At 72.4% G+C, this 20,344-nt stretch carries 18 protein-coding genes and 1 pseudogene; 7 read left to right on the forward strand and 12 right to left on the reverse strand.

What is annotated here, in order from left to right:
• Window positions 1-52: 52 nt before the first annotated feature.
• The gene (argS, locus tag ACTVZO_RS19285) at window positions 53-1,813 is read left to right on the forward strand and encodes an arginine--tRNA ligase (protein WP_443299577.1); all 1,761 of its coding nucleotides are present in this window, start codon (window positions 53-55) and stop codon (window positions 1,811-1,813) included.
• A 66-nt stretch (window positions 1,814-1,879) separates the two neighbouring features.
• Here argS and ACTVZO_RS19290 read toward each other — a convergent pair whose 3' ends face one another.
• Window positions 1,880-2,434 (reverse strand): hypothetical protein, encoded by a 555-nt coding sequence (locus ACTVZO_RS19290; RefSeq protein WP_443299578.1) that lies wholly within the window; start codon window positions 2,432-2,434, stop codon window positions 1,880-1,882.
• A gap of 2 nt (window positions 2,435-2,436) precedes the next feature.
• Entirely contained in the window at window positions 2,437-3,330 is an 894-nt protein-coding gene (locus tag ACTVZO_RS19295) for a Crystal protein ET79 (protein WP_443299579.1), read from the reverse strand.
• 205 nt (window positions 3,331-3,535) lie between these two features.
• Between ACTVZO_RS19295 and ACTVZO_RS19300 the strand changes: the two genes are divergently transcribed.
• Window positions 3,536-6,442 carry a BTAD domain-containing putative transcriptional regulator gene (locus ACTVZO_RS19300; protein ID WP_443299580.1) on the forward strand — a complete coding sequence of 969 codons (2,907 nt, stop codon included), beginning with the start codon at window positions 3,536-3,538 and terminating at the stop codon, window positions 6,440-6,442.
• Here ACTVZO_RS19300 and ACTVZO_RS19305 read toward each other — a convergent pair.
• Complete coding sequence (locus ACTVZO_RS19305; RefSeq protein ID WP_443299581.1) at window positions 6,373-6,852, reverse strand: hypothetical protein; 480 nt, start codon at window positions 6,850-6,852, stop codon at window positions 6,373-6,375. The two genes, ACTVZO_RS19300 and ACTVZO_RS19305, sit on opposite strands and share 70 nt — an antisense overlap.
• Window positions 6,853-7,225: 373 nt before the next feature.
• Between ACTVZO_RS19305 and ACTVZO_RS19310 the strand changes: the two genes are divergently transcribed.
• Window positions 7,226-8,023: a VOC family protein gene (locus tag ACTVZO_RS19310; RefSeq protein WP_443303222.1), complete on the forward strand. Its 798-nt coding sequence runs from the start codon at window positions 7,226-7,228 to the stop codon at window positions 8,021-8,023.
• Between the two features lie 12 nt (window positions 8,024-8,035).
• Here ACTVZO_RS19310 and ACTVZO_RS19315 read toward each other — a convergent pair whose 3' ends face one another.
• A complete protein-coding gene (locus ACTVZO_RS19315) occupies window positions 8,036-8,398 on the reverse strand; it encodes an ATP-binding protein (RefSeq protein WP_443303223.1) in 363 nt (120 codons plus the stop codon).
• A 179-nt stretch (window positions 8,399-8,577) separates the two neighbouring features.
• Between ACTVZO_RS19315 and ACTVZO_RS19320 the strand changes: the two genes are divergently transcribed.
• Window positions 8,578-9,363, forward strand: coding sequence for a helix-turn-helix domain-containing protein (locus ACTVZO_RS19320; protein ID WP_443299582.1), 786 nt, complete (start codon window positions 8,578-8,580; stop codon window positions 9,361-9,363).
• Window positions 9,360-9,545 carry a DUF397 domain-containing protein gene (locus tag ACTVZO_RS19325; RefSeq protein ID WP_443299583.1) on the forward strand — a complete coding sequence of 62 codons (186 nt, stop codon included), beginning with the start codon at window positions 9,360-9,362 and terminating at the stop codon, window positions 9,543-9,545. The genes ACTVZO_RS19320 and ACTVZO_RS19325 overlap by 4 nt, the downstream gene beginning before the upstream one ends.
• On the opposite strand, the gene ACTVZO_RS19330 is transcribed toward ACTVZO_RS19325, so the two are convergent.
• Window positions 9,517-10,287 carry a TetR/AcrR family transcriptional regulator gene (locus ACTVZO_RS19330; RefSeq protein WP_443299584.1) on the reverse strand — a complete coding sequence of 257 codons (771 nt, stop codon included), beginning with the start codon at window positions 10,285-10,287 and terminating at the stop codon, window positions 9,517-9,519. The genes ACTVZO_RS19325 and ACTVZO_RS19330 overlap by 29 nt on opposite strands.
• A 103-nt stretch (window positions 10,288-10,390) precedes the next feature.
• On the opposite strand from ACTVZO_RS19330, the gene ACTVZO_RS19335 reads away from it, so the two are divergent.
• Window positions 10,391-11,317: an ATP-binding cassette domain-containing protein gene (locus ACTVZO_RS19335; RefSeq protein WP_443299585.1), complete on the forward strand. Its 927-nt coding sequence runs from the start codon at window positions 10,391-10,393 to the stop codon at window positions 11,315-11,317.
• A pseudogene (locus ACTVZO_RS19340) lies at window positions 11,314-12,059 on the forward strand (ABC transporter permease). The gene ACTVZO_RS19335 and the pseudogene ACTVZO_RS19340 overlap by 4 nt, the downstream one beginning before the upstream one ends.
• Window positions 12,060-12,121: 62 nt before the next feature.
• On the opposite strand, the gene ACTVZO_RS19345 reads toward ACTVZO_RS19340, so the two are convergent.
• The 7 genes from ACTVZO_RS19345 to ACTVZO_RS19375 form a co-directional block, all read right to left on the reverse strand.
• Window positions 12,122-12,394 carry a DUF1876 domain-containing protein gene (locus ACTVZO_RS19345; protein WP_443299586.1) on the reverse strand — a complete coding sequence of 91 codons (273 nt, stop codon included), beginning with the start codon at window positions 12,392-12,394 and terminating at the stop codon, window positions 12,122-12,124.
• Window positions 12,395-12,476: 82 nt separating this feature from the next.
• The gene (hemB, locus tag ACTVZO_RS19350; protein WP_443299587.1) at window positions 12,477-13,478 is read right to left on the reverse strand and encodes a porphobilinogen synthase; all 1,002 of its coding nucleotides are present in this window, start codon (window positions 13,476-13,478) and stop codon (window positions 12,477-12,479) included.
• A 78-nt stretch (window positions 13,479-13,556) separates the two neighbouring features.
• Window positions 13,557-15,053 (reverse strand): glycine betaine/L-proline transporter ProP, encoded by a 1,497-nt coding sequence (gene proP, locus ACTVZO_RS19355; RefSeq protein WP_443299588.1) that lies wholly within the window; start codon window positions 15,051-15,053, stop codon window positions 13,557-13,559.
• 164 nt (window positions 15,054-15,217) lie between these two features.
• A complete protein-coding gene (locus ACTVZO_RS19360) occupies window positions 15,218-16,885 on the reverse strand; it encodes a uroporphyrinogen-III synthase (protein WP_443299589.1) in 1,668 nt (555 codons plus the stop codon).
• The gene (gene hemC / locus ACTVZO_RS19365; protein WP_443299590.1) at window positions 16,882-17,850 is read right to left on the reverse strand and encodes a hydroxymethylbilane synthase; all 969 of its coding nucleotides are present in this window, start codon (window positions 17,848-17,850) and stop codon (window positions 16,882-16,884) included. Before hemC ends, ACTVZO_RS19360 begins: the two co-directional genes overlap by 4 nt.
• Entirely contained in the window at window positions 17,847-19,538 is a 1,692-nt protein-coding gene (locus ACTVZO_RS19370; protein WP_443299591.1) for a glutamyl-tRNA reductase, read from the reverse strand. Before ACTVZO_RS19370 ends, hemC begins: the two co-directional genes overlap by 4 nt.
• Complete coding sequence (locus ACTVZO_RS19375; protein ID WP_443299592.1) at window positions 19,535-20,344, reverse strand: redox-sensing transcriptional repressor Rex; 810 nt, start codon at window positions 20,342-20,344, stop codon at window positions 19,535-19,537. The genes ACTVZO_RS19370 and ACTVZO_RS19375 overlap by 4 nt, the downstream gene beginning before the upstream one ends.

Genomic DNA, 20,344 nt, shown 5'->3' on the forward strand with positions numbered 1-20,344 from the left:
GTCGGAACAACCAAGTGCACCCACCGGCACAACCTCACAGGAACGGCAGCTCATGGCCTCGGTCCCTTCCCTCGCTTCTTCCGTCGATCAGCGCGTCGCGGACGCACTCGCCTCCGCACTGCCGGAGGCCGGTGCCGCCGACCCCATGCTGCGACGAAGCGACCGGGCCGACTTCCAGGCAAACGGCATCCTGGCGCTCGCGAAGAAGGCCAAGGCCAATCCGCGCGAGCTGGCGACGACCGTGGTCGAGGGCATCGCGACCGGTGACCTGATCCAGGAGATCGAGGTCTCGGGCCCGGGCTTCCTCAACATCACCATCACCGACAAGGCGATCATCGAGACCCTCGCGGCGCGCGCCGGCGACGACCGCCTCGGTGTCCCGCTCGCGGCGAACCCGGGCACCACGGTCATCGACTACGCGCAGCCGAACGTCGCCAAGGAGATGCACGTCGGGCACCTGCGGTCCGCCGTGATCGGCGCGGCGATGGTGGAGATCCTGGAGTTCACGGGCGAGAAGGTGGTCCGCCGCCACCACATCGGCGACTGGGGCACCCAGTTCGGCATGCTCATCCAGTACCTCCTGGAGCACCCGCACGAGCTGGACCACAAGTCGGACTCGGAGGTCTCCGGCGAGGAGGCCATGTCCAACCTGAACCGGCTCTACAAGGCCTCGCGCGCGCTCTTCGACTCCGACGAGGAGTTCAAGACGCGGGCCCGGGCGCGGGTGGTGGACCTCCAGGCGGGCGAGCCGGAGACCCTCGCCCTGTGGCAGCGGTTCGTCGACGAGTCGAAGATCTACTTCTACTCCGTCTTCAACAAGCTGGACATGGACATCCAGGACCGGGACGTGGTCGGCGAGTCCGGCTACAACGACATGCTGGTCGAGACGTGCAAGCTGCTGGAGGACTCGGGCGTCGCCGTCCGCTCCAACGGCGCGCTGTGCGTGTTCTTCGACGACGTGAAGGGCCCGGACGGCAACCCGACCCCGCTGATCGTGCAGAAGTCGGACGGCGGCTTCGGCTACGCGGCCACCGACCTCTCGGCGATCCGCAACCGCGTCGCCGACCTGTCGGCGACCAGCCTGATCTACGTGGTGGACGCGCGGCAGTCCCTGCACTTCAAGATGGTCTTCGAGACGGCGCGCCGGGCGGGCTGGCTGAACGACGAGGTCAAGGCCGTCCAGCTGGCCTTCGGCACAGTCCTCGGCAAGGACGGCAAGCCGTTCAAGACCCGTGAGGGCGAGACGGTCCGGCTGGTGGACCTGCTGGACGAGGCCATCGACCGCGCGGCGGCCGTCGTACGGGAGAAGGCGCAGGACCTGTCCGAGGCCGAGATCGGCGAGCGGGCGGTCCAGGTCGGCATCGGCGCGGTGAAGTACGCGGACCTCTCGACCTCCGCCGCGCGCGACTACAAGTTCGACCTCGACCAGATGGTCTCGCTGACGGGTGACACGTCCGTGTACCTCCAGTACGCGTACGCCCGTATCCAGTCCATCCTGCGCAAGGCGGGGGACGCGAAGCCCGCCGCCCACCCGGAGCTGGCCCTCGCCCCGGCCGAGCGTGCGCTCGGCCTGCATCTGGACCACTTCGGCGAGCTCATCGCGGAGGCGTCGTCGGAGTACGCGCCGCACAAGCTGGCGGCGTACCTCTACCAGCTGGCCTCGTTCTACACGACCTTCTACTCGGAGTGCCCCGTCCTGAAGGCGGACACCCCGGAGCAGGTCGAGAACCGTCTCTTCCTGTGCGACCTGACGGCCCGCACGCTCTCGAAGGGCATGTCCCTCCTCGGCATCCGGACGCCCGAGAAGCTCTGACGGCTTCCCGCCCGCACGCGAGCGGCGGCCCCGCCTCCCCTTCCTGGAGGCGGGGCCGCCGCCGTTTCAGGGGCGCGCGTTGGTCATGTACCAGTAGTAGGCCTGGGCGGCGCCCACGACCGTCCCGGCGACGACGGACAGGAACCGCCTCGTCTGCCTGTTCTGCAGTGCGACCGTCCCGCCGGGGCCGGCGACCACGTCCCAGTGGAACGAGTCGCCGGTGCCCTCGTCGATGCGGATGCCGTCGCCCGCGGACGCCAGGCTCATGCTGTTCTGGGACGCGTCCATGTTCACGAGCGATATGGAGCCGTCGTTGTTCCCGGCCACCCGCCATACGGCGTTGTCGTGCCGGCTGCCGTACCAGAGCCGGCTGGCCTGGCACACGACGGAACCGAAGTAGTCGTTGTCGCCGAGCCACTGGTCGGGCGCGTCCCGGGGTGCCATGACGTACGTCTGCCCGGGTGTCACCGCCATCGCGCCCACGGAGCCGAGGGCGGCGGCGAACGCGGCGGCGGGGGCGGCGGCGTCGGGGGCGGCGGGGGCCGGGGCGGCCGAGGCCGTACCCCCGGCGATCACGGTCAGCGCGGCGGCACACGCCACCGCTGCGATGCGTCGGTTCATCGTCAGCCCTTCTTCGTCACGGTGAAGGTGACGGAGGCGTTGTCGCCGCTGCCGCCGCCCTGCTTGCAGTCGAAGCCCTCCGGGACGTGGCAGTAGTAGCTGTTGGCGCCCGCGTAGGGGTTGTTCCAGCCGATGCTGACGTTGCCCACGTCGAGCATGCTGAACACCGCCGCCCCTTCCGTCCCGGTCATGAAGCCGTTCGACTCCGACCGCCAGGTCCCGTCACCGAAGGGGTACACGCGGTCCGGCGGGACCATGTTGTCGCTCCACGTGCCGTGCACCAGGCTCGACGAGGTGCGTTCCATGGTGTTGGGCGTGCGGTTCTGCAGCTTGACCTGCGTGCTGCGGGCCGCCGTGGCCGAGAACGACCCGTCCTGCGCAGCGGCGGGTGCGGCCGCCGCCTTCGCTCCGTTGCGGCCGATGGTGAAGGTGACCGTCGCGTTGTTGCCGCCACCGCCCGTGCGCGAACAGGTGTAGCCATTGGGCACGGAGCAGCCGTAGGAGTTGCCCCCGACGTAGGGGTTGTTCCAGTGGATGGCGGCCTCGCCGTCGTTGCCGAGGGAGTACCAGGCACCCCCCTCGGTTCCCGTCATCATCCCCGAGGAGTGCGATCCCCACGAGGCGGACTTCCCGCCGTCGATCGACTCCGGCGGCGTTTCGTCGTCCCACACCCCGTGCGAGAGTTCCGTGTAGTTGCGGTACATCGTCGTCGTCGTCTCGTTGACGACCTTCACCTTGGTGCTGCGCGCCGACTGCGCGACCACCGTGGACTGCTGTGAGGTGTCGTTCCCGGTCGCGGCGACGGCCGTGACGGCCGGGGCGATCGCCATGGCGGCCGCCATGACCGCGACGGCGGCGCCGCGTGCTCCTCTGTGGAATCCCGAGTGCGTCGACATGTCTGTCTCCTTGTTCCTCGTTCCTCGTTCCGGCTTCGCAGCGATGAGCCTGCCGACGCGGGCTAACGGGGATCTAACGCGGATTCCGGCTGTGTTGCGGCAGTTGGTGAACCACTTCGCGCCTTTATGCCTCTTCGCCCGTGAGTAGGCCCCTATGGGTTCGTAGGGTGCGGTCAGGAACGACGTGGGGCGGGTGGGGCACGTGATGGACTTCCGGTTGCTCGGGCCGGTGTCGGCCTTCTCGGGGCGGGCCGAGATACCGCTCGGGCCGCCCAAGCGCAGGGCCCTTCTGGCTCTGCTCGTACTGGCGGACGGCGCTCCCGTGGGGACCGAGCGGATCACCGAGGCGTTATGGGACGACCGGCCGCCGACCCACGCCCGGACGGTCGTCTACGGCCATGTGTCGGCCCTGCGCGGCCTGTTGCGCGCCGATCGGGACACCGACGTCGTCACGCGGGACAGCGGGTACGCCCTGCGGGCCGCGCCGGGCTCGGCGGACCTGTGGCGCTTCCGCCAGCTGGTGCGCCGGTCCGCGGCGGCGCCGCCGGGGAAGGAGCCGGCGGAACTGCTGCGGGAGGCCCTCGGGCTGTGGCGCGGTCCGGTGCTCGGCGGGGCGGGCGACACCCGGTTGATCACCGCGACGGCGGACCGGCTGGTGGAGGAACACCTGGCCGCGCTGGAGGACTTCGCCGCCGCCTCGTACGCGTGCGGCGGCCGGGTCGCGGAGGCGCTGGCACTGCTGCGGCCCGCCGCGGAGCGGCACCCGCTGCGGGAGTCCCTGATCGCCGCCCTCGTCCGCACGCTGCACCGCGCGGACCGCCAGGCCGACGCCGTCGAGCTCTACCGCCGCACGCAACGCCGACTCGCCCGAGAACTCGGCGTAGACCCGGGCGCCGCCCTGTCCGAGGCCTACCTGACCCTCCTACGCGGCACACCACCCCACCCCGGGCAGGCCGGGCAGGCCGCACAGACGGCACAGACCGCACAGACGGCCCAGGCCGCCCAGGCTCAACGGTCCCGCCAGGCCCCACAGTCCCGCCAGGCCCCCCAGGCCCGTCAGCCGCTCCAGGCGCGTCAGGCTCCGCAGTCCGGCAAGTCCCGCCCATCGCCGCAGCATCCGCACCCGCAGACCCCGGCTCCACGCCCCCGCCAGGCCCCGCAGGCCACTGCCCGGCCTGTGCCGCCCGCGCCGCCCCTCCTCTTACCGCGCGCTCCCGTCGGCTTCGTCAGCCGTACGGACGACCTGGCGCGGCTCACCGGCATCGCGCGGTCGGACCGGGCGCCGCTCAGCGTGGTCACCGGCCCGGCCGGGGTCGGCAAGACCTCGCTCGCCGTCCACTGGGCGTACGCGCACGCCGCCGACTTCCCCGACGGCATCCTCTACGCCGATCTGCGCGCCGGGGAGCCGGACGGCACCGGCCCCCAGACGACGGGTGTCCTGCACGACTTCCTCCAGGCCCTCGGCGTCCCGGAGGAGCAGCTGCCCGCCGAAGCGCGCGCCGCGGAGGGCCTGTACCGCGCGACCCTCGCCGGTCGCCGCGCGCTCGTCCTGCTCGACAACGCCCGCGACTCGGGCCAGGTCCGCCCGCTGCTGCCCGGTACGCCCGGCTGCACCGTGCTCGTCACCAGCCGCAACCGGCTGGAAGGGCTCGTGGCCACCGACTGCGCGCGGCTGCTGCCGCTCGAGCGGCTGGCCCCCGCCGACGGGGTGCGGGTCCTGCGCACCGTCATCGGCGACGGCCGGGTGGAGGCGGAGCCCGCCGCCGCGGAGGAACTGTCCGTCCTGTGCGACGGCCTTCCGCTGGCCCTGCGGCTGGCCGCCGCCCGCCTCGCCGCACGGCCCCGGCTCGCCCTTCGCACCATGGCCGACGGGCTGGTCGACGAACATCAGCGGCTGTCCCTGCTGAGCAGCGAGGACCTCGGGGTCGGGGCGACCCTGCGGATGAGCGTGCAGCAACTGCCGCCGGACGCCGCGCTGCTGTTCCGGCAGCTCGCCCTGCACGTGGGATCCGAACTCGACGCGGGCGCCGCGGCCGCCCTCAGCGGTCTGCCGGCCCTGGCGGCCCGGGGCGCCCTGGAGGACCTCGCCACGGCCCACCTCCTCGAGGAGCGGACCAGCGACCGGTACCTGATGCACGACCTGACCCGCCTGTACGCCCGCTCCGGCGCCGACCTGGCGGACTCCGGCGGGCTGCACCGGCTGCTGGTGCACTACCTGTCGGCCGCCCGGGCCGCCACGGCGGCGGCGGAACCGGGCAGCCAGCCCTGCTGCTCGCTGCCCGCCGACGTGCTGCCGCCCGGCCCGCCGCCCGTCTTCGGCGGCCGCGCGGAGGCGATGGCCTGGCTGGGCGCCGAGCGGGCCAACCTGACCGCGGCCGTCGCCGCCGCGGCCGACGCCGGGCACCCCGAGCTGGCCTGGCGCATCGCGGTTCAGCTGTGGCCGCTCGTCGTGCGCCAAGTGCACGACGGGTGGGAGCCGACCCTCCGGCGCGCCCTCGACGCCGCCACCGTGCTCGACGATCCGGATGCCCTGTCGCGGCTGCGCTCGCTGCTCGGCTGGGTCCTCACCGAGAACGGACAGCACACCGAGGCACTGGAGCACCTGAGCCGGGCGCCGGAGCCGGCACTGCGGGCGTCGGACCCGCTCGGCCACGTGATCGCCCTGGTCAACTGGGCCGGTGCGCTGGAGCGCACGGGCGACCTGCCGGGCGCCGGGGAGTTGCGCGAACAGGCGGCGCGCATGGCTCAGGACCTCGGTCACCCCCACACCGAGGTCCTGGCCCTCTACCATCTGGCCGCGCACTGTCTGACGACCGGACGTCCGGGCGAGGCGCTGGCCCACGGCCGCCGGGGCCTGGAACTGGCCTCCGCGGAGCAGTCGGACGAGCGCCGGGCGCTGCTGCTGGACACCTGCGGCAAGGCGCTGCGCGCCCTCGGCCGCGGCGAGGAAGCCCGCCGCTGCCTGTCTCGGGCGGCGGCCCTCACCGGGCGCCGGGCGCCGGGCGGTGAGAGCTCACCGGCGCCGGCCCGCGGGCAGCAGCGTCAGAACCACCCGACCTCGAAGGCCACCGAGGCGTTGTTGCCGGGGCCGCCGGTCTGCCGGCACGAGTAGCCGGACGGTACCCGGCAGCCGTACTGGTTGCTGCCGAAGTAGGGGTTGTTCCAGTAGATCTCCACGGGGCCGTGGTCCGTGCCGAAGACGGCCCGCCCCTCGGTGCCGGTCAGTACCCCGCTGGAATCCGACTGCCAGGTGCCCGCGGAGCCCGCGGCGATCGTCGCGGGCGGCTCCGTGTGCCAGAAGCCGTGGTCCAGCGAGGCGTCCCAGCGCGTCCACGCCAGGGGGGTCTTGTTGGTCAGCGTGATCCGGGTGCTGCGTGCCGCCTGGATCCCGGGGACGCTCTGCTGCCGATCCGCGACGGCCCCGGCCCCGGCTCCGGCCCCCGCTGGCTGCGCCACCGCGTTCGCGGGCCCGGCCGCCAGACCGGCGAGGAGCACCGCGGCCGCCGCCCCCGCCGTCGCCAAGCGCCGCGCCGTCCGTCCCCGGAACGTACTGCGTCGCCCGTATCGCTGAACCACTGAGTCCACGGCCGTCTCCCTGTCTGCCTCGGGTTGGTTTCTCCGGCGGCGCGGGGCCTGCCCGACGCCAGAGGGAACGCTGCCCCAGGGGCCTAACGGCCGACGTCACGCGGCCCTAACGCCGCCGACCCGGCCACCGGTGACAACGGCAACCAGCCCAACCCGAACGGCGGCGCCGCGGGTGTCGCCCTCGCCCTGGGCGCCGCCCTGGTCGCGGGGACCGGGCCGTTCACCCGAACGGCCCGGTTCGGTGCGTCCGGCCCGGGTAGGGGACGGCCCGTCCATCCCCCGCCCACCTCCGGAGGCCCCCGTGCCCGACATGAACGGCCCCTACAAGCCCGGCACCCCCTGCTGGATCGACCTGATGGTGCCCGACCAGCAGGCGGCCCTCGACTTCTACTGCGGCCTGTTCGGCTGGCAGGGCGAGATCGGCCCGTCCGAACAGGGCGGGTACTCCGTGTGCACGCTCAAGGGCAAGCCGGTCGCCGGCATCATGAAGGCGATGTACCCGGACGGCAGCGTCCCCGACCCGCTGCCGCCGACCGTGTGGACGACGTACCTGTCCACCGACAGCCTCGACTCCACCGTCAAGTCCCTCACCGACGCGCGCGGCGAGGTCCTGATGGGTCCGATGGACGTCATGGACCTCGGCCGGATGGCCGTGGCCGCCGACCCGACCGGCGCCGTCATCGGCCTGTGGGAGCCGGGCACCTTCGACGGCGCGGGCATCGTCAACGAGCACGGCGCGCTGATCTGGAGCGAACTCAGCACCGGCGACACGGACGCCGCCGCCGCGTTCTACTCCGCGATCCTGCCGGTCACCACGGCGCCGACCGAGATGGAAGGCGGGCCGGACTACACCGAGTTCAAGGTCGCCGGCCGCGCCGTGGCCGGGATGATGAGCCTCGACAACCTGCCGCCCGGAACGCCCCCGAACTGGCTGCCGTACTTCCACGCGGACGACGTCGACGCCATCCAGGCCGCGGCCGCCGAGGCCGGAGCCCAGGTCCTCATGCCCGCGTTCGACATGGTGGCGGGCCGTATGGCCGTCCTGGCCGATCCGCAGGGCGCGGTGTTCGCGGTGATCAAGGCGAAGGCCCCGGAGCAGCCCGCCTGATCCCTGCCGGGGTCAGCGGAACTCGCACCACACCACCTTGCCCGGCGCCCGGGGCAGCACGCCCCAGGCGTCGGCGAGGGCCGCCACGATCGTCAGCCCCCGCCCGACCGGCCGCCGCTCCGCCATCCGCGAGAGCCCGGGCCCGCTGTCGTGCACCTCGACCCGGACGGTCGCGTCCTCGAAGACGAGCAGCCGCACCCGGTAGCCCCGGCCGGGCGGAACCCCGTACCGCAGGGCGTTCGTGGCCAACTCGCTCACGCAGAGCAACATATCGGCCTTGCGGGACGTCACACCCCACACGTCAAACGTCTCCCCGGCGAAGTGCCTGGCGGAGCGCACGGATTGGTGCGTGCGGGGGTAGAAGCGGTCCCGCATCAGGGCGGGTTGAGTATTCACGTTCACGGGACGATCGTCGCGGTGCGTGACTTGCCTGTGGCCGTGCGCCGACCCGTACTCAGTGATGAGTACGGGTCGGAGCCGGGTAGTTCAGGAACACGGGTGGGGAGTTCACCGTCATGCCACCGAGGAAGCGCGCACGGCCCAATGCGACGACCATGAAGATGGTCGGACGGCAGGTGGCCGCAGGCCGAGTCGCCAAGAACCTGACCCAGAAGCAGCTCGGAGAGCGGGTACGGCTGGACGAGGAGACCATCGCGTCCATCGAACAGGGCCGCCGCGCGCTGATGCCGAACGTCGCGGAGCTGATGGACTTCCACCTCGGCCTGCCGGGCCTGCTCACAGTGGCAGCGCTGGAACTACCCGACATCGACACGACACCTCCGTGGGCCGAGGAGTACTTGGCCCTTGAACTCAAAGCCATCGCCTTGTCCTGGTACGAAGGCCAGCGCGTGCCTGGGCTTCTCCAGACAGAGGGATACGCCCGAGCCCTCTTCAAGTGCCGCGTGCCGGCGCACCCCGAGGAAACGATTGAGGATCTGACCGCCCGCCGCATGGCGCGGCAGACGATCTTGCGGCGCAAGACACCACCGACTCTGAGCTTCGTCATCTGGGAACCCGCCGTCCGCCACCGCATCGGCGGACGAGACGTCCACAGGGAACTGCTGCGGCACTTGCTCGCCTGTACAGAGCTTCCGGATGTTTCCGTACAGGTGATGCCGCTGGATCAATCCGCCCACGCAGCCCTCGACGGCCCCTTCATCCTCCTGGAAACCCCGTCCCACCAGCACCTCGGGTACTCGGAGAGTCAGCGTGGCAGCAGGCTCATCTCAGACCCCGACGAGGTCAGCATCATGGCTCGCCGATATGCAATGCTGCGGACTCAGGCCCTCAACACCGTGCAGACACAAGGCCTGTTGGACCGCCTGCTAGGAGAGCTATGAGCACCGAACTGACGTGGTTCAAGTCCAGCTACAGCGGCGGCGACGGCGACGCCTGCGTCGAGATCGCCGCCGGCCCCGCCACAATCCACGTCCGGGACTCGAAGGTCCAGGACGGCCCCGTCCTGGCCCTGACCCCCGCCGCCTGGGCCGGCCTCACGGCGTGGGCCGGCTCCGTGAGCTGATCAGCTCCGCCAGGCCGTCCAGGATCCGGCCCAGCCCGAACGCGAACTGGAAGTCCGGCTCGCCGGACCCGGCGAACGCCTCGGAGTCCAGCAGCCGCGTCACGGCCGGGTGGGTGTCCGGCCCGGTCATCAGCCGCAGCGTGCGCAGGTACTGGGACATCGCCACATCCGGCGCGACGCCGGACTTCCGCATGGCGTCCATCATGTCCGCGGCCATGACGGCCTCGTTCCGGACGAGCCCGCCGATCAGGATGATGGTCGAGATCTTCTCGCCCTCCTCCAGCCCGGTACCGGCCAGCGCGGCGAGCCCGCGTTCCATCCAGGCGAGCTGGTTCGGGCTGACCGGGGCGCCGGTGATCGGGATGCGCAGGATCCAGGTGTTGGCCATCAGGACGGCCCGCTGCGTGTACGCCCACTCCGAGATCAGTTCCCGCCAGCCCCGCTCCTCCCCGCCGGCCGGCTCCGGGGGCAGCCCGACGCCCGCGTCCGCCATCAGGATGTAGAGCTCTTCCTTCGCCGTGACGTACCGGTAGAGGGACATCGTCGAGACGCCCAGCTCCTTGGCCACCCGGCCCATGGAGACGGCCTCCATGCCCTCCGCCGCGGCCAGCGCCATGGCCGCGGCCACGATCTTGGTGAGGGTCAGTGTGGGGCGCGGGCCCTTGCCGGGGCGTTCGCGCAGGCCCCAGGCCATCTCCAGGCTCGCCGGAAGCCCGGTGTCGCCCACCGGTTCCTTCGCCATCGCCGCCGCCGCCTCCCTCGTAAGCCGTTGACCCACATCCTAGTTCTGTGTATTACTTACACAGAAGAGCGTAACCCGTACGCAGAAAGGAGCGTGGTCCCGGATGACCACGAACGACCTCGGTATCCACGCCACCGGCCTGACCAAGTCCTACGGCGGCCTCCGCGTCCTCCACGGCATCGACCTGGCCGTCCCGCGCGGCAGCGTCCTGGCCCTGCTCGGCCCCAACGGCGCCGGCAAGACCACCACCGTCCGGCTGCTGGCCACCCTCACCGCGCCCGACTCCGGGACCGCCCACGTCGCCGGGTACGACGTCACCGCCGACCGCTCCCGGGTCCGCCGACGCATCAGCCTCACCGGCCAGTTCGCGGCCGTGGACGACCTCCAGACCGGCGCCGAGATGCTCCGCATGATGGGCCGCCTGGCCGGGCTCTCCGCCCGCGACTCCCGCATCCGCGCCGGCGAACTGCTGGACCGGTTCGGCCTCACCGAGGCCGCCGGTCGCACCGCGAAGACGTACTCGGGCGGTATGCGCCGCCGCCTCGACCTCGCCGCAGGGCTCGTCTCACGACCCGAGGTGATCTTCCTGGACGAGCCGACCACGGGGCTCGACCCGCGCAGCCGGCAGGACCTGTGGGACCTCGTACGGGAGCTGCGCGCCGACGGCACGACCGTGCTGCTCACCACCCAGTACCTGGAGGAGGCCGACCGGCTCGCCGACCGCGTCGCCGTCCTGGCCGAGGGGCGGATCGCCGCCGAGGGCACGCCCGCCGCGCTCAAGTCGCGGGTCGCGGGCCACCGCCTCGACCTGACGCTGACCACGCGCGAGGCCTACGAGGCGCTCGCCGGGCGGGCCGTCCACCTCGCCCCGGAGGAGCTCACCCTCGGCCTGCCCACCGACGGCAGCGCCGCCCACGTCCGGGCGCTGCTCGACGAAATCGACCCGGACCGCACCGCCGTGGACCGCTTCACGGTCCGCAGCGCCACCCTCGACGACGTGTTCCTCACCCTGACGGGAGCCGCAGCGTGAACTCCTCCGCCCTGACCCTGGCCCGCCGCAGCGTGCGCATCAGCAGCCGCCAGCCGGACGCGCTGATCACGGCCCTGATGCTGCCCGTCATGCTGATGCTGATCTTCGTCTACTTCTTCGGCGGGGCCATCGACACCGGGACGGCCTACGTGACGTACGTGGTCCCGGGAGCCATGCTGCTCTGCGCGGGCTTCGGCGCGGCGAGCACCGCCGTCAGCGTCGCCGACGACATGCGGGGCGGCGTCATCGACCGCTTCCGGTCCCGGGACGTCGGCGGCGTCCCGATCCTGGCCGGACACGTGAGCGCCTCGGTCCTGCGCAACATCGTGTCGACCGCCCTGGTGCTGGCCGTGGCCCTGGCCATCGGGTTCCGCCCGCAGGCCGCCGCGCCCGCCTTCCTGGCCGCGGCCGCGCTCCTCGTCGCGTACATCACGGCGATCTCCTGGCTGGCCGCGACGCTCGGCCTGCTCGCCAAGTCCCCCGAGGCGGCGGGAGGTTTCACGTTCCTGATGATGTTCCTGCCCTATCCGTCCAGCGCCTTCGTGCCCATCGACACCATGCCCGACTGGCTCCACGGCTTCGCCGAGCACCAGCCGCTGACCCCGGTCATCGAGTCCCTGCGCGCCCTGCTCCTCGGCCAGCCCGCGGCAACGCCCCCTGGACGGCCCTGACCTGGTGCGCGGCGATCACGGCCGGATCCGTGGCCCTGGCGGCCGCCCTCTTCAACCGACGGACCCGCTGACGGGCTCCGAAGAGCACCGCCGGCGGGTCCGCCGGACCCGATCCGCCACTGCGCCGCTGGGCTCAGCGGTTGAGCGGGTAGGAATGCCGCCCGGTCGCCTCGTCGATCTCGGCGTGGGCCTTCTGCAGCATCTGCGACGCGAGATCCATGAGCGCACGAGCACCCGCGATCTCTTCCCCGACCCTCAGCTGCTCCGGGTCGGAGGGGTGGCGCATGGCATAGCCGTGCGCCCTGATCTCGGAGCCGTCCCCGAGCCTGACCAGGGCCGCCGCACTGGTGCGGTGGCCCTCCTCGGTGAATCCGAGCTCCACATGCCACCCGACGAGCGTGGACATGGTGCATCACCTCCAGGGGGTCACCCTTCCCTCCAGGGTGCGCCCCCGGGATCCGGTACGCGAGCGGACCCGGCGGGCAGGGTCAGCGGCTCTGCCGCAGCCAGCCCGCGACCTCCGTCGCCCAGTACGTCAGGATCGTGTCCGCGCCGGCCCGCTTGATGCCCAGCAGGGTCTCCAGGATCGCCCGGTCGCGCTCGATCCAGCCCTTCTCCGCCGCCGCCTCGATCATCGCGAACTCGCCGCTGATCTGGTACGCCGCCACCGGGACGTCCACCGACTGCGCGACCCGGTACAGGATGTCCAGGTAGGGCCCGGCCGGCTTGACCATCACCATGTCGGCGCCCTCCTCCAGGTCCAGCGCCAGCTCCCGCAGGGACTCCCGCCCGTTCGCCGGGTCCTGCTGGTACGTCTTGCGGTCGCCCTGGAGGGAGGACCCGACGGCCTCGCGGAAGGGCCCGTAGAAGGCCGAGGAGTACTTCGCCGTGTACGCCAGGATCGAGACGTCCTCGTGGCCGGTCTCGTCCAGCGCGTCGCGGACGACCCCGACCTGACCGTCCATCATCCCGCTCGTGCCCACCATGTGGACCCCCGCGTCGGCCTGGACCTGCGCCATCTCGGCGTACCGCTCCAGCGTCGCGTCGTTGTCCACGCGGCCGTGCTCGTCGAGGACCCCGCAGTGGCCGTGATCCGTGTACTCGTCCAGGCACAGGTCGGACATGATGACGAGGTCGTCACCCACCTCGGCCCTCACATCGCGGATCGCGAGCTGCAAGATCCCGTCCGGCTCGGTGCCCGCCGTGCCCAGCGCGTCCTTGTTCTCGTCCGCCGGGACACCGAACAGCATGATCCCCGCGACCCCGGCCTCCACCGCCTCCAGCGCGGCCTTGCGCAGCGTGTCCCGCGTGTGCTGGACCACGCCCGGCATCGCCGAGATCGCCAGGGGCTCGCTGATGCCCTCGCGCACGAACGCCGGAAGGATCAGGTCCGAGGGGTGCAGCCGGTTCTCCGCGACCATCCGCCGCATCGCAGGGGTGGTGCGCAGCCGCCGGGGCCGCGAGCCGGGGAAGGATCCGTACGTGCTCATCTTGTCGTCGCCTCTTCGAGCATCGAGAACAGTCGCGACAAGCCTAGAGCCCTCCCCGGGCGGAACGGCGGTGCGGGCTCAGAACCTCGGCTCCGGCGACTGCGCCGCACACAGCTCCGCCGCCTCCTCGTGCGTCTCGACCGCCGGCGGCGACCCGTCGAGGGGCATCCGGGCGGTCTCCTTCATGCACGCCACCGCGACCAGGCCGACCAGGGCCGCGCCCATCGCGTAGTACGCGGGCATCAGGTTCGAGCCGCTCCTGCCGATCAGGGCCGTGATCACCAGCGGGGTCGTCCCGCCGAAGACCGACGCCGACAGGTTGTAGCCCACGGACAGCGAGCCGTAGCGGACCTGGGTCGGGAACAGGGCCGGCAGCGCGGCCGACATCGTGCCGAGCATGCACAGCAGCGAGAGCCCCAGCAGCAGCATGCCGGCCGTGATCGCCGGGATGCCGCCCTGGCGGATCAGCAGGAACGACGGCAGGGAGAGCACGAGGAACCCCGCCATGCCCGCCATCAGCACGGGCTTGCGCCCGAACCGGTCGGACAGCGCGCCGACCCGGCTGATGAGGAGCATCAGGAAGACCATCACCGCGATCAGGACGAGCAGGCCGTGGGTCTCGCTGTAGCCGAGCTCGTCGGAGAGGTAGGTCGGCATGTACGACAGCAGCATGTAGTCGGTGATGTTGTACGCACCGACCAGGCAGACGCACAGGATCAGCGTCGGCCACTGCTCGCGGAAGATCCGCGCGAGGTCGCCCTTGCCGGACGTCTCCACGCCGTCGGCGGCCTCGGTGGCACGGGCCGACCCGCCGTCCAGCTTCCGGAAGGCCGGCGTCTCGTCCAGCCGCAGCCGCAGGTAGAGGCCCACCAGGCCGAGGGGACCCGCGACGAGGAAGGGGACGCGCCAGCCCCAGGACTCCATCTGTGCGTCGTCGAGCACCGCGTACAGCGCGGTCACCAGCCCGGCCGCACCCACGTAGCCGGCCAGGGTGCCGAATTCGAGGAAGCTCCCGAAGAACCCCCGGCGCCGGTCGGGCGCGTATTCGGCGATGAAGGTGGAGGCGCCGCCGTACTCACCGCCGGTCGAGAAGCCCTGGAGCATCCGGAACAGGATCAGCAGGGCGGGGGCCCACAGGCCGATCACCTCGTGCGAGGGGATCAGCCCGATCGCGAAGGTGCCCACCGCCATCAGGATCATGGTGAGGGCCAGGACCTTCTTGCGGCCCAGCCGGTCCCCCAGCGGCCCGAAGAACATCCCGCCGAGCGGCCGCACCAGGAAGGCCACGGCGAACGTCGCGAACGAGGACAGCAGCTGCGTGGTGTCGTCGCCCGACGGGAAGAAGACGTGCCCGAGGGTGACGGCCAGGTAGGAGTAGATGCCGAAGTCGAACCACTCCATGGCGTTGCCCAGCGAGGCCGCCTTCACGGCGCGCTTGACCGCGCGGTCGTCCGTGACGGTGATGTCCGTCCGGCGCAGCCGCGGGTTGCGGCGCTGTCTGATCGCCCGGAACAGCCCGGGGTGGCGCTTCACCGCTTCCGGGTCGGCCGTCTGCGGGGGTCGGGGAGCCGCCATGGACGGTCCTTTCCTCGGAGGTGTTCCAGCCCTCCCGCCTGCGCGGTCACAGCCGTCCCAAACGGGCCGGGGAGCCCGGTGCGACGCGGATCACACGGCGAAGGGCCCGGATGCGCACCGCATCCGGGCCCTTCGCGCCGCCTGTGCCGGCCGGCCTAAGCCGCTCACGTCGTACGACGACGCCGCGCCCCGGGCCGCCGCTCGCTCGGCCGGAACACCGTCTCGCCGGCCTCCTTGGCCGCCTCGCGGCGCGCCGCGCCGTACTCGGCCAGCGCCTCCGCCAGCTTGCTCACGCTCGGCTCCGGCGACAGCACGTCCACGCGCAGCCCGTGCTCCTCCGCGGTCTTGGCCGTCGCCGGCCCGATGCACGCGATCACGGTCACGTTGTGGGGCTTGCCCGCGATCCCGACCAGGTTGCGGACCGTGGACGAGGACGTGAAGAGCACGGCGTCGAAACCGCCGCCCTTGATCGCCTCACGCGTGTCCGCCGGCGGCGGCGACGCGCGCACCGTCCGGTAGGCGGTGACGTCGTCGACCTCCCACCCGAGCTCGATCAGCCCGGCGACCAGCGTCTCGGTCGCGATGTCGGCCCGCGGCAGGAACACGCGGTCGATCGGGTCGAAGACCGGGTCGTACGGCGGCCAGTCCTCCAGCAGACCGGCCGCGGACTGCTCCCCGCTCGGTACCAGGTCCGGCTTCACGCCGAACTCCACCAGCGCGGCAGCGGTCTGCTCGCCCACCGCGGCGACCTTGATGCCCGCGAAGGCCCGCGCGTCGAGCCCGTACTCCTCGAACTTCTCGCGCACCGCCTTCACGGCGTTGACCGAGGTGAAGGCGATCCACTCGTAGCGGCCCGTCACCAGGCCCTTCACGGCCCGCTCCATCTGCTGCGGGGTCCGCGGCGGCTCCACGGCGATCGTCGGCACCTCGTGCGGCACCGCGCCGTACGAACGCAGCTGGTCGGAGAGCGAGGCGGCCTGCTCCTTCGTACGCGGTACGAGCACCCGCCAGCCGAACAGCGGCTTCGACTCGAACCAGGCCAGCTCCTCGCGCCGCGCGGCGGCGCTGTGCTCACCGACCACGGCTATGACCGGCCGGGCGCCCTCGGGAGAGGGGAGCACCTTGCCCTGCTTGAACACCTGGGCGATCGTGCCCAGCGTCGCGGACCAGGTCCGCTGGCGCGTGGTCGTACCGGCGACGGTCACCGTCAGCGGGGTGTCGGGCTTGCGCCCGGCGCCCACCAGCTCGGCGGCGGCCGCCGAGACCGTCTCCAGCGTCGCGGAGACGACGACGATCCCGTCGCTCGCCCCCACCTCGCTCCAGCAGCGCGCCGGCGCGTTCTTCGCGTCCACGAACCGCACGTCCGCGCCCCGCTTGTCGCTGAGCGGCACACCTGCGTACGCGGGCACGCCGACGGCGGTGGCGACACCCGGCACCACCTCGAAGGGGATGCCGGCCGTGGCGCAGACGAGCATCTCCTCGGCCGCGTTCCCGTCGAGACCGGGGTCACCGGTCACGGCACGCACGACCCGCCTGCCGGACCGTGCGGCCTCCATGACAAGATTGGCGGCGTCGCGGATCACCGGGACCCCGGCGGCTGCTGACACTTCGTCAGCGACCGTCAACTGCGGCGTGTCGACACCCGCGCGCGCGTGCGTCCGTACGACGTCGAGCACCTCGGGCTCCGCGATCAGTACGTCCGCGGCGGCGAGTGCCTCGACGGCGCGCAGCGTCAGCAGACCCGGGTCGCCGGGGCCGGCACCGAGGAAGGTGACGTGTCCGTGGGCGGCGAGTGCCGGGAAAGCGGAGGTGGTCGGACTTGAGGGGTTCAAAGCGATCGCTCCCCCATCAGACCGGCCGCGCCCTTGGCCAGCATCTCGTCCGCGAGTTCGCGGCCGAGAGACATGGCCTCGTCGTACGACTGGGGCACGGGACCGGTGGTGGACAGCTGCACCAGCGTCGAGCCGTCGAGGGTTCCGACGACGCCGCGCAGGCGCATTTCATTGACAATCTGCCCGTCGGCCAAAAGGTCGGCGAACGCGCCCACGGGTGCGCTGCAGCCGGCCTCCAGGGCGGCGAGCAGGGAACGCTCGGCGGTCACGGCGGCCCTGGTGTGCGGGTCGTCGAGTTCGCCGAGCGCGGCGATGAGGTCCGTTTCGGACGCGAGGCACTCCACGGCCAGGGCCCCCTGGCCGGGAGCGGGCAGTACGTGGTCGACCGAGAGCAGGTCGGTGGCCTCGTCACTGCGCCCGATCCGGTTCAGGCCGGCGGCGGCGAGCACGACGGCGTCGAACTCCCCGTCCCGTACGAACCCGATGCGGGTGTCGACGTTGCCGCGGATCGGCACGGTCTCGATCCGCTTGCCGAGCGAGCGGGCGTAGTGGTTCAGCTGGGCCGTCCGCCGCGGCGAACCGGTACCGATCCGGGCGCCGTCGGGCAGCTGCTCGAAGGTCAGGCCGTCCCGGGCGACGAGCGCGTCCCGCGCGTCCTCGCGCCGCGGCATCGCCGCGATCACGAGGTCGTCGGGCTGCGCGGTCGGCAGGTCCTTCAGCGAGTGCACGGCGAAGTCGACCTCGCGGCGCAGCAGCGCGTCGCGCAGGGCCGTGACGAACACGCCGGTCCCGCCGATCTGCGCGAGGTGCTCGCGCGAGACGTCGCCGTACGTCGTGATCTCCACGAGCTCGACGGGCCGGCCGGTGACCGCCCGTACCGCCTCGGCGACGTGGCCCGACTGGGACATGGCCAGCTTGCTCCGCCGCGTACCGAGCCGCAGCGGCTGGTCGGGACGTGTGTTCATGATGCCCGTCCTGGGTCGTCGTCGTTCAGGGGATCGGCCGCGTCTGCCCGGCTGACGGAAGCCACCGTCTGAGGGTCGAGGTCGAAGAGTTCGCGCAGCGCCTCGGCGTACCCGGCGCCGCCGGGCTCGCTCGCGAGCTGCTTGACGCGCACGGTCGGCGCGTGGAGGAGCTTGTCGACGACGCGGCGCACGGTCTGGGTGACCTCGGCCCGCTGCCGTTCGTCGAGATCGGGCACCCGCCCGTCGAGCCGCGCCACTTCCATGGCCACGACCTCGGCCGCCATGGCCCGCAGGGCGACGACGGTGGGCGTGATGTGCGCGGCCCGCTGGGCCGCGCCGAAGGCCGCCACTTCCCCGGCGACTATCGTGCGCACCGCGTCGACGTCGGCGGCCATCGGGGCGTCCGCGGACGCCTCGGCGAGGCTCTCGATGTCGACCAGCCGTACGCCGGGGATCCGGTGCACGGCGGCGTCGACGTCCCGGGGCATGGCCAGGTCCAGCAGCGCCAGCCGCGCGCCGCCGGCGCCGTCGGCCTGCGTACGGGCACTGCGCCGGGGCTGCCGCTGCGCGGCGGCCTCGCCCTGGTCGGCCCAGGTGCCGTGCAGCTCGAGCGAACTGGCGTCGACCCCGGTCAGCGCGGCCCGCCCGTCGGGCCCCACGGGACACCCGTCGGGCTCGACCGCGGTGATGGTCCGCGCGGCCCCGGCGTCGGCGAGCCGGCCGTGCGCCCGCGCGGCAGCGGCGAGCCGCCCCACGACCTCGGCGTCCAGACCCGCGGCAACGGCGGACCCGTCGGGGAATCCCGAGTCCGGACCCGCCGGCGTTTGGGGCGCGGGGTCCGGGGCGGAGCCCCGGGACACGGCGGCGAGCACGTCGTCGGCGCTCAGCACGAGCCCCGTCGCGCCCGTGCACGAGACGACCACGTCGACTCGTGTCAGCTCCTCCGCGACCAGGGCCATCGGCACCGCGGCGGCCTTCACCCCGGTGCCCGAGGCAACCAGAATCTCCGCCAGCCGCTCCGCCCGCTCGGCGGTCCGGTTCGCGACCACGATCTCCGCGACCCCGACCCGCGCCAGCGTCGCCGCGGCCAGCGAGGACATCGACCCGGCGCCGATCACCAGCGCCCGCTTCCCGGCGGCCCACTCCCCCACCGGCACCCGCGCCCCGGCGAGCTGCTCGAGCCCGAAGGTGACCAGCGACTGTCCGGCGCGGTCGATCCCGGTCTCGGAGTGCGCCCGCTTGCCGACCCGCAGCGCCTGCTGGAACAGGTCGTTGAGCAGCCGCCCGGCGGTGTGCAGCTCCTGCCCCAGGGCCAGCGCGTCCTTGATCTGGCCGAGGATCTGCCCCTCGCCCACGACCATCGAGTCGAGCCCGCACGCCACCGAGAACAGGTGGTGCACCGCCCGGTCCTCGTAGTGCACGTAGAGATACGGGGTGAGCTCCTCCAGAGCCACCCCGCTGTGCTGCGCCAGCAGCGTGGACAGCTCGGCGACACCGGCGTGGAACTTGTCCACGTCCGCGTACAGCTCGATCCGGTTGCACGTGGCGAGCACCGCCGCCTCCGCCGCCGGCTCGGCGGCCAGGGTGTCGTGCAGCAGCTTCACCTTGGCGTCCGCGGACAGCGAGGCACGTTCCAGCACGCTCACGGGCGCGCTGCGGTGGCTCAGCCCAACGACGAGCAGACTCATGCCGGCATCACCGCCGGCACGTCGCCCTCGGGCCCGCCCTTGCGCGCCTCGGCGGCGGCACGCCCGGCCGGCGGCACGACGGCCGCGGCGGGGGCCGCGCCGCCCACGGAGGAGCCGCCCTCGGCAGCCGCGGCGGCGGCTTCCTCGCCGGCCTTGCGCTGCTCGTGGAACGCGAGGATCTGGAGCTCGATCGAGAGGTCGACCTTGCGCACGTCCACGCCCTCGGGCACGGAGAGCACGGTCGGGGCGAAGTTCAGGATGGAGGTGACACCTGCCGCGATCAGCCGTTCGCTGACCTGCTGGGCGGCACCGGCCGGCGTCGCGATGACGCCGATCGAGACCCCGTTCTCCTCGATGATCTTCTCCAGCTCATCGGTGTGCTGCACGGGGATCCCGGCCACCGGCTTGCCGGCCATCGCCGGGTCGGCGTCGATGAGCGCGGCGACGCGGAAACCGCGCGAGGCGAAGCCGCCGTAGTTGGCGAGGGCCGCGCCGAGGTTGCCGATGCCGACGATGACGACGGGCCAGTCCTGGGTCAGCCCGAGCTCGCGGGAGATCTGGTAGACGAGGTATTCCACGTCGTAGCCCACGCCGCGCGTGCCGTAGGAGCCCAGGTAGGAGAAGTCCTTGCGCAGCTTCGCGGAGTTGACTCCGGCGGCGGCCGCGAGCTCCTCGGAGGACACCGTGGGCACCGATCGCTCGGAGAGCGCGGTGAGGGCGCGCAAGTACAGCGGAAGCCGGGCGACAGTGGCCTCGGGAATACCTCGGCTGCGGGTCGCCGGTCGGTGAGTTCGGCCAGTTGCCAC

It is taken from the genome of Streptomyces sp. IBSNAI002, from assembly GCF_052244475.1.
Taxonomy (GTDB): Bacteria; Actinomycetota; Actinomycetes; order Streptomycetales; family Streptomycetaceae; genus Streptomyces.

Coding starts and splice junctions, on each gene's coding strand:
- argS (WP_443299577.1), top strand. CDS start 53: ATGGCCTCGGTCCCTTCCCTCGCTTCTTCCGTCGATCAGCGCGTCGCG.
- ACTVZO_RS19290 (WP_443299578.1), bottom strand. CDS start 2,434: ATGAACCGACGCATCGCAGCGGTGGCGTGTGCCGCCGCGCTGACCGTG.
- ACTVZO_RS19295 (WP_443299579.1), bottom strand. CDS start 3,330: ATGTCGACGCACTCGGGATTCCACAGAGGAGCACGCGGCGCCGCCGTC.
- ACTVZO_RS19300 (WP_443299580.1), top strand. CDS start 3,536: ATGGACTTCCGGTTGCTCGGGCCGGTGTCGGCCTTCTCGGGGCGGGCC.
- ACTVZO_RS19310 (WP_443303222.1), top strand. CDS start 7,226: ATGAACGGCCCCTACAAGCCCGGCACCCCCTGCTGGATCGACCTGATG.
- ACTVZO_RS19315 (WP_443303223.1), bottom strand. CDS start 8,398: ATGCGGGACCGCTTCTACCCCCGCACGCACCAATCCGTGCGCTCCGCC.
- ACTVZO_RS19320 (WP_443299582.1), top strand. CDS start 8,578: ATGAAGATGGTCGGACGGCAGGTGGCCGCAGGCCGAGTCGCCAAGAAC.
- ACTVZO_RS19325 (WP_443299583.1), top strand. CDS start 9,360: ATGAGCACCGAACTGACGTGGTTCAAGTCCAGCTACAGCGGCGGCGAC.
- ACTVZO_RS19330 (WP_443299584.1), bottom strand. CDS start 10,287: ATGGCGAAGGAACCGGTGGGCGACACCGGGCTTCCGGCGAGCCTGGAG.
- ACTVZO_RS19335 (WP_443299585.1), top strand. CDS start 10,391: ATGACCACGAACGACCTCGGTATCCACGCCACCGGCCTGACCAAGTCC.
- ACTVZO_RS19345 (WP_443299586.1), bottom strand. CDS start 12,394: ATGTCCACGCTCGTCGGGTGGCATGTGGAGCTCGGATTCACCGAGGAG.
- hemB (WP_443299587.1), bottom strand. CDS start 13,478: ATGAGCACGTACGGATCCTTCCCCGGCTCGCGGCCCCGGCGGCTGCGC.
- proP (WP_443299588.1), bottom strand. CDS start 15,053: ATGGCGGCTCCCCGACCCCCGCAGACGGCCGACCCGGAAGCGGTGAAG.
- hemC (WP_443299590.1), bottom strand. CDS start 17,850: ATGAACACACGTCCCGACCAGCCGCTGCGGCTCGGTACGCGGCGGAGC.
- ACTVZO_RS19370 (WP_443299591.1), bottom strand. CDS start 19,538: ATGAGTCTGCTCGTCGTTGGGCTGAGCCACCGCAGCGCGCCCGTGAGC.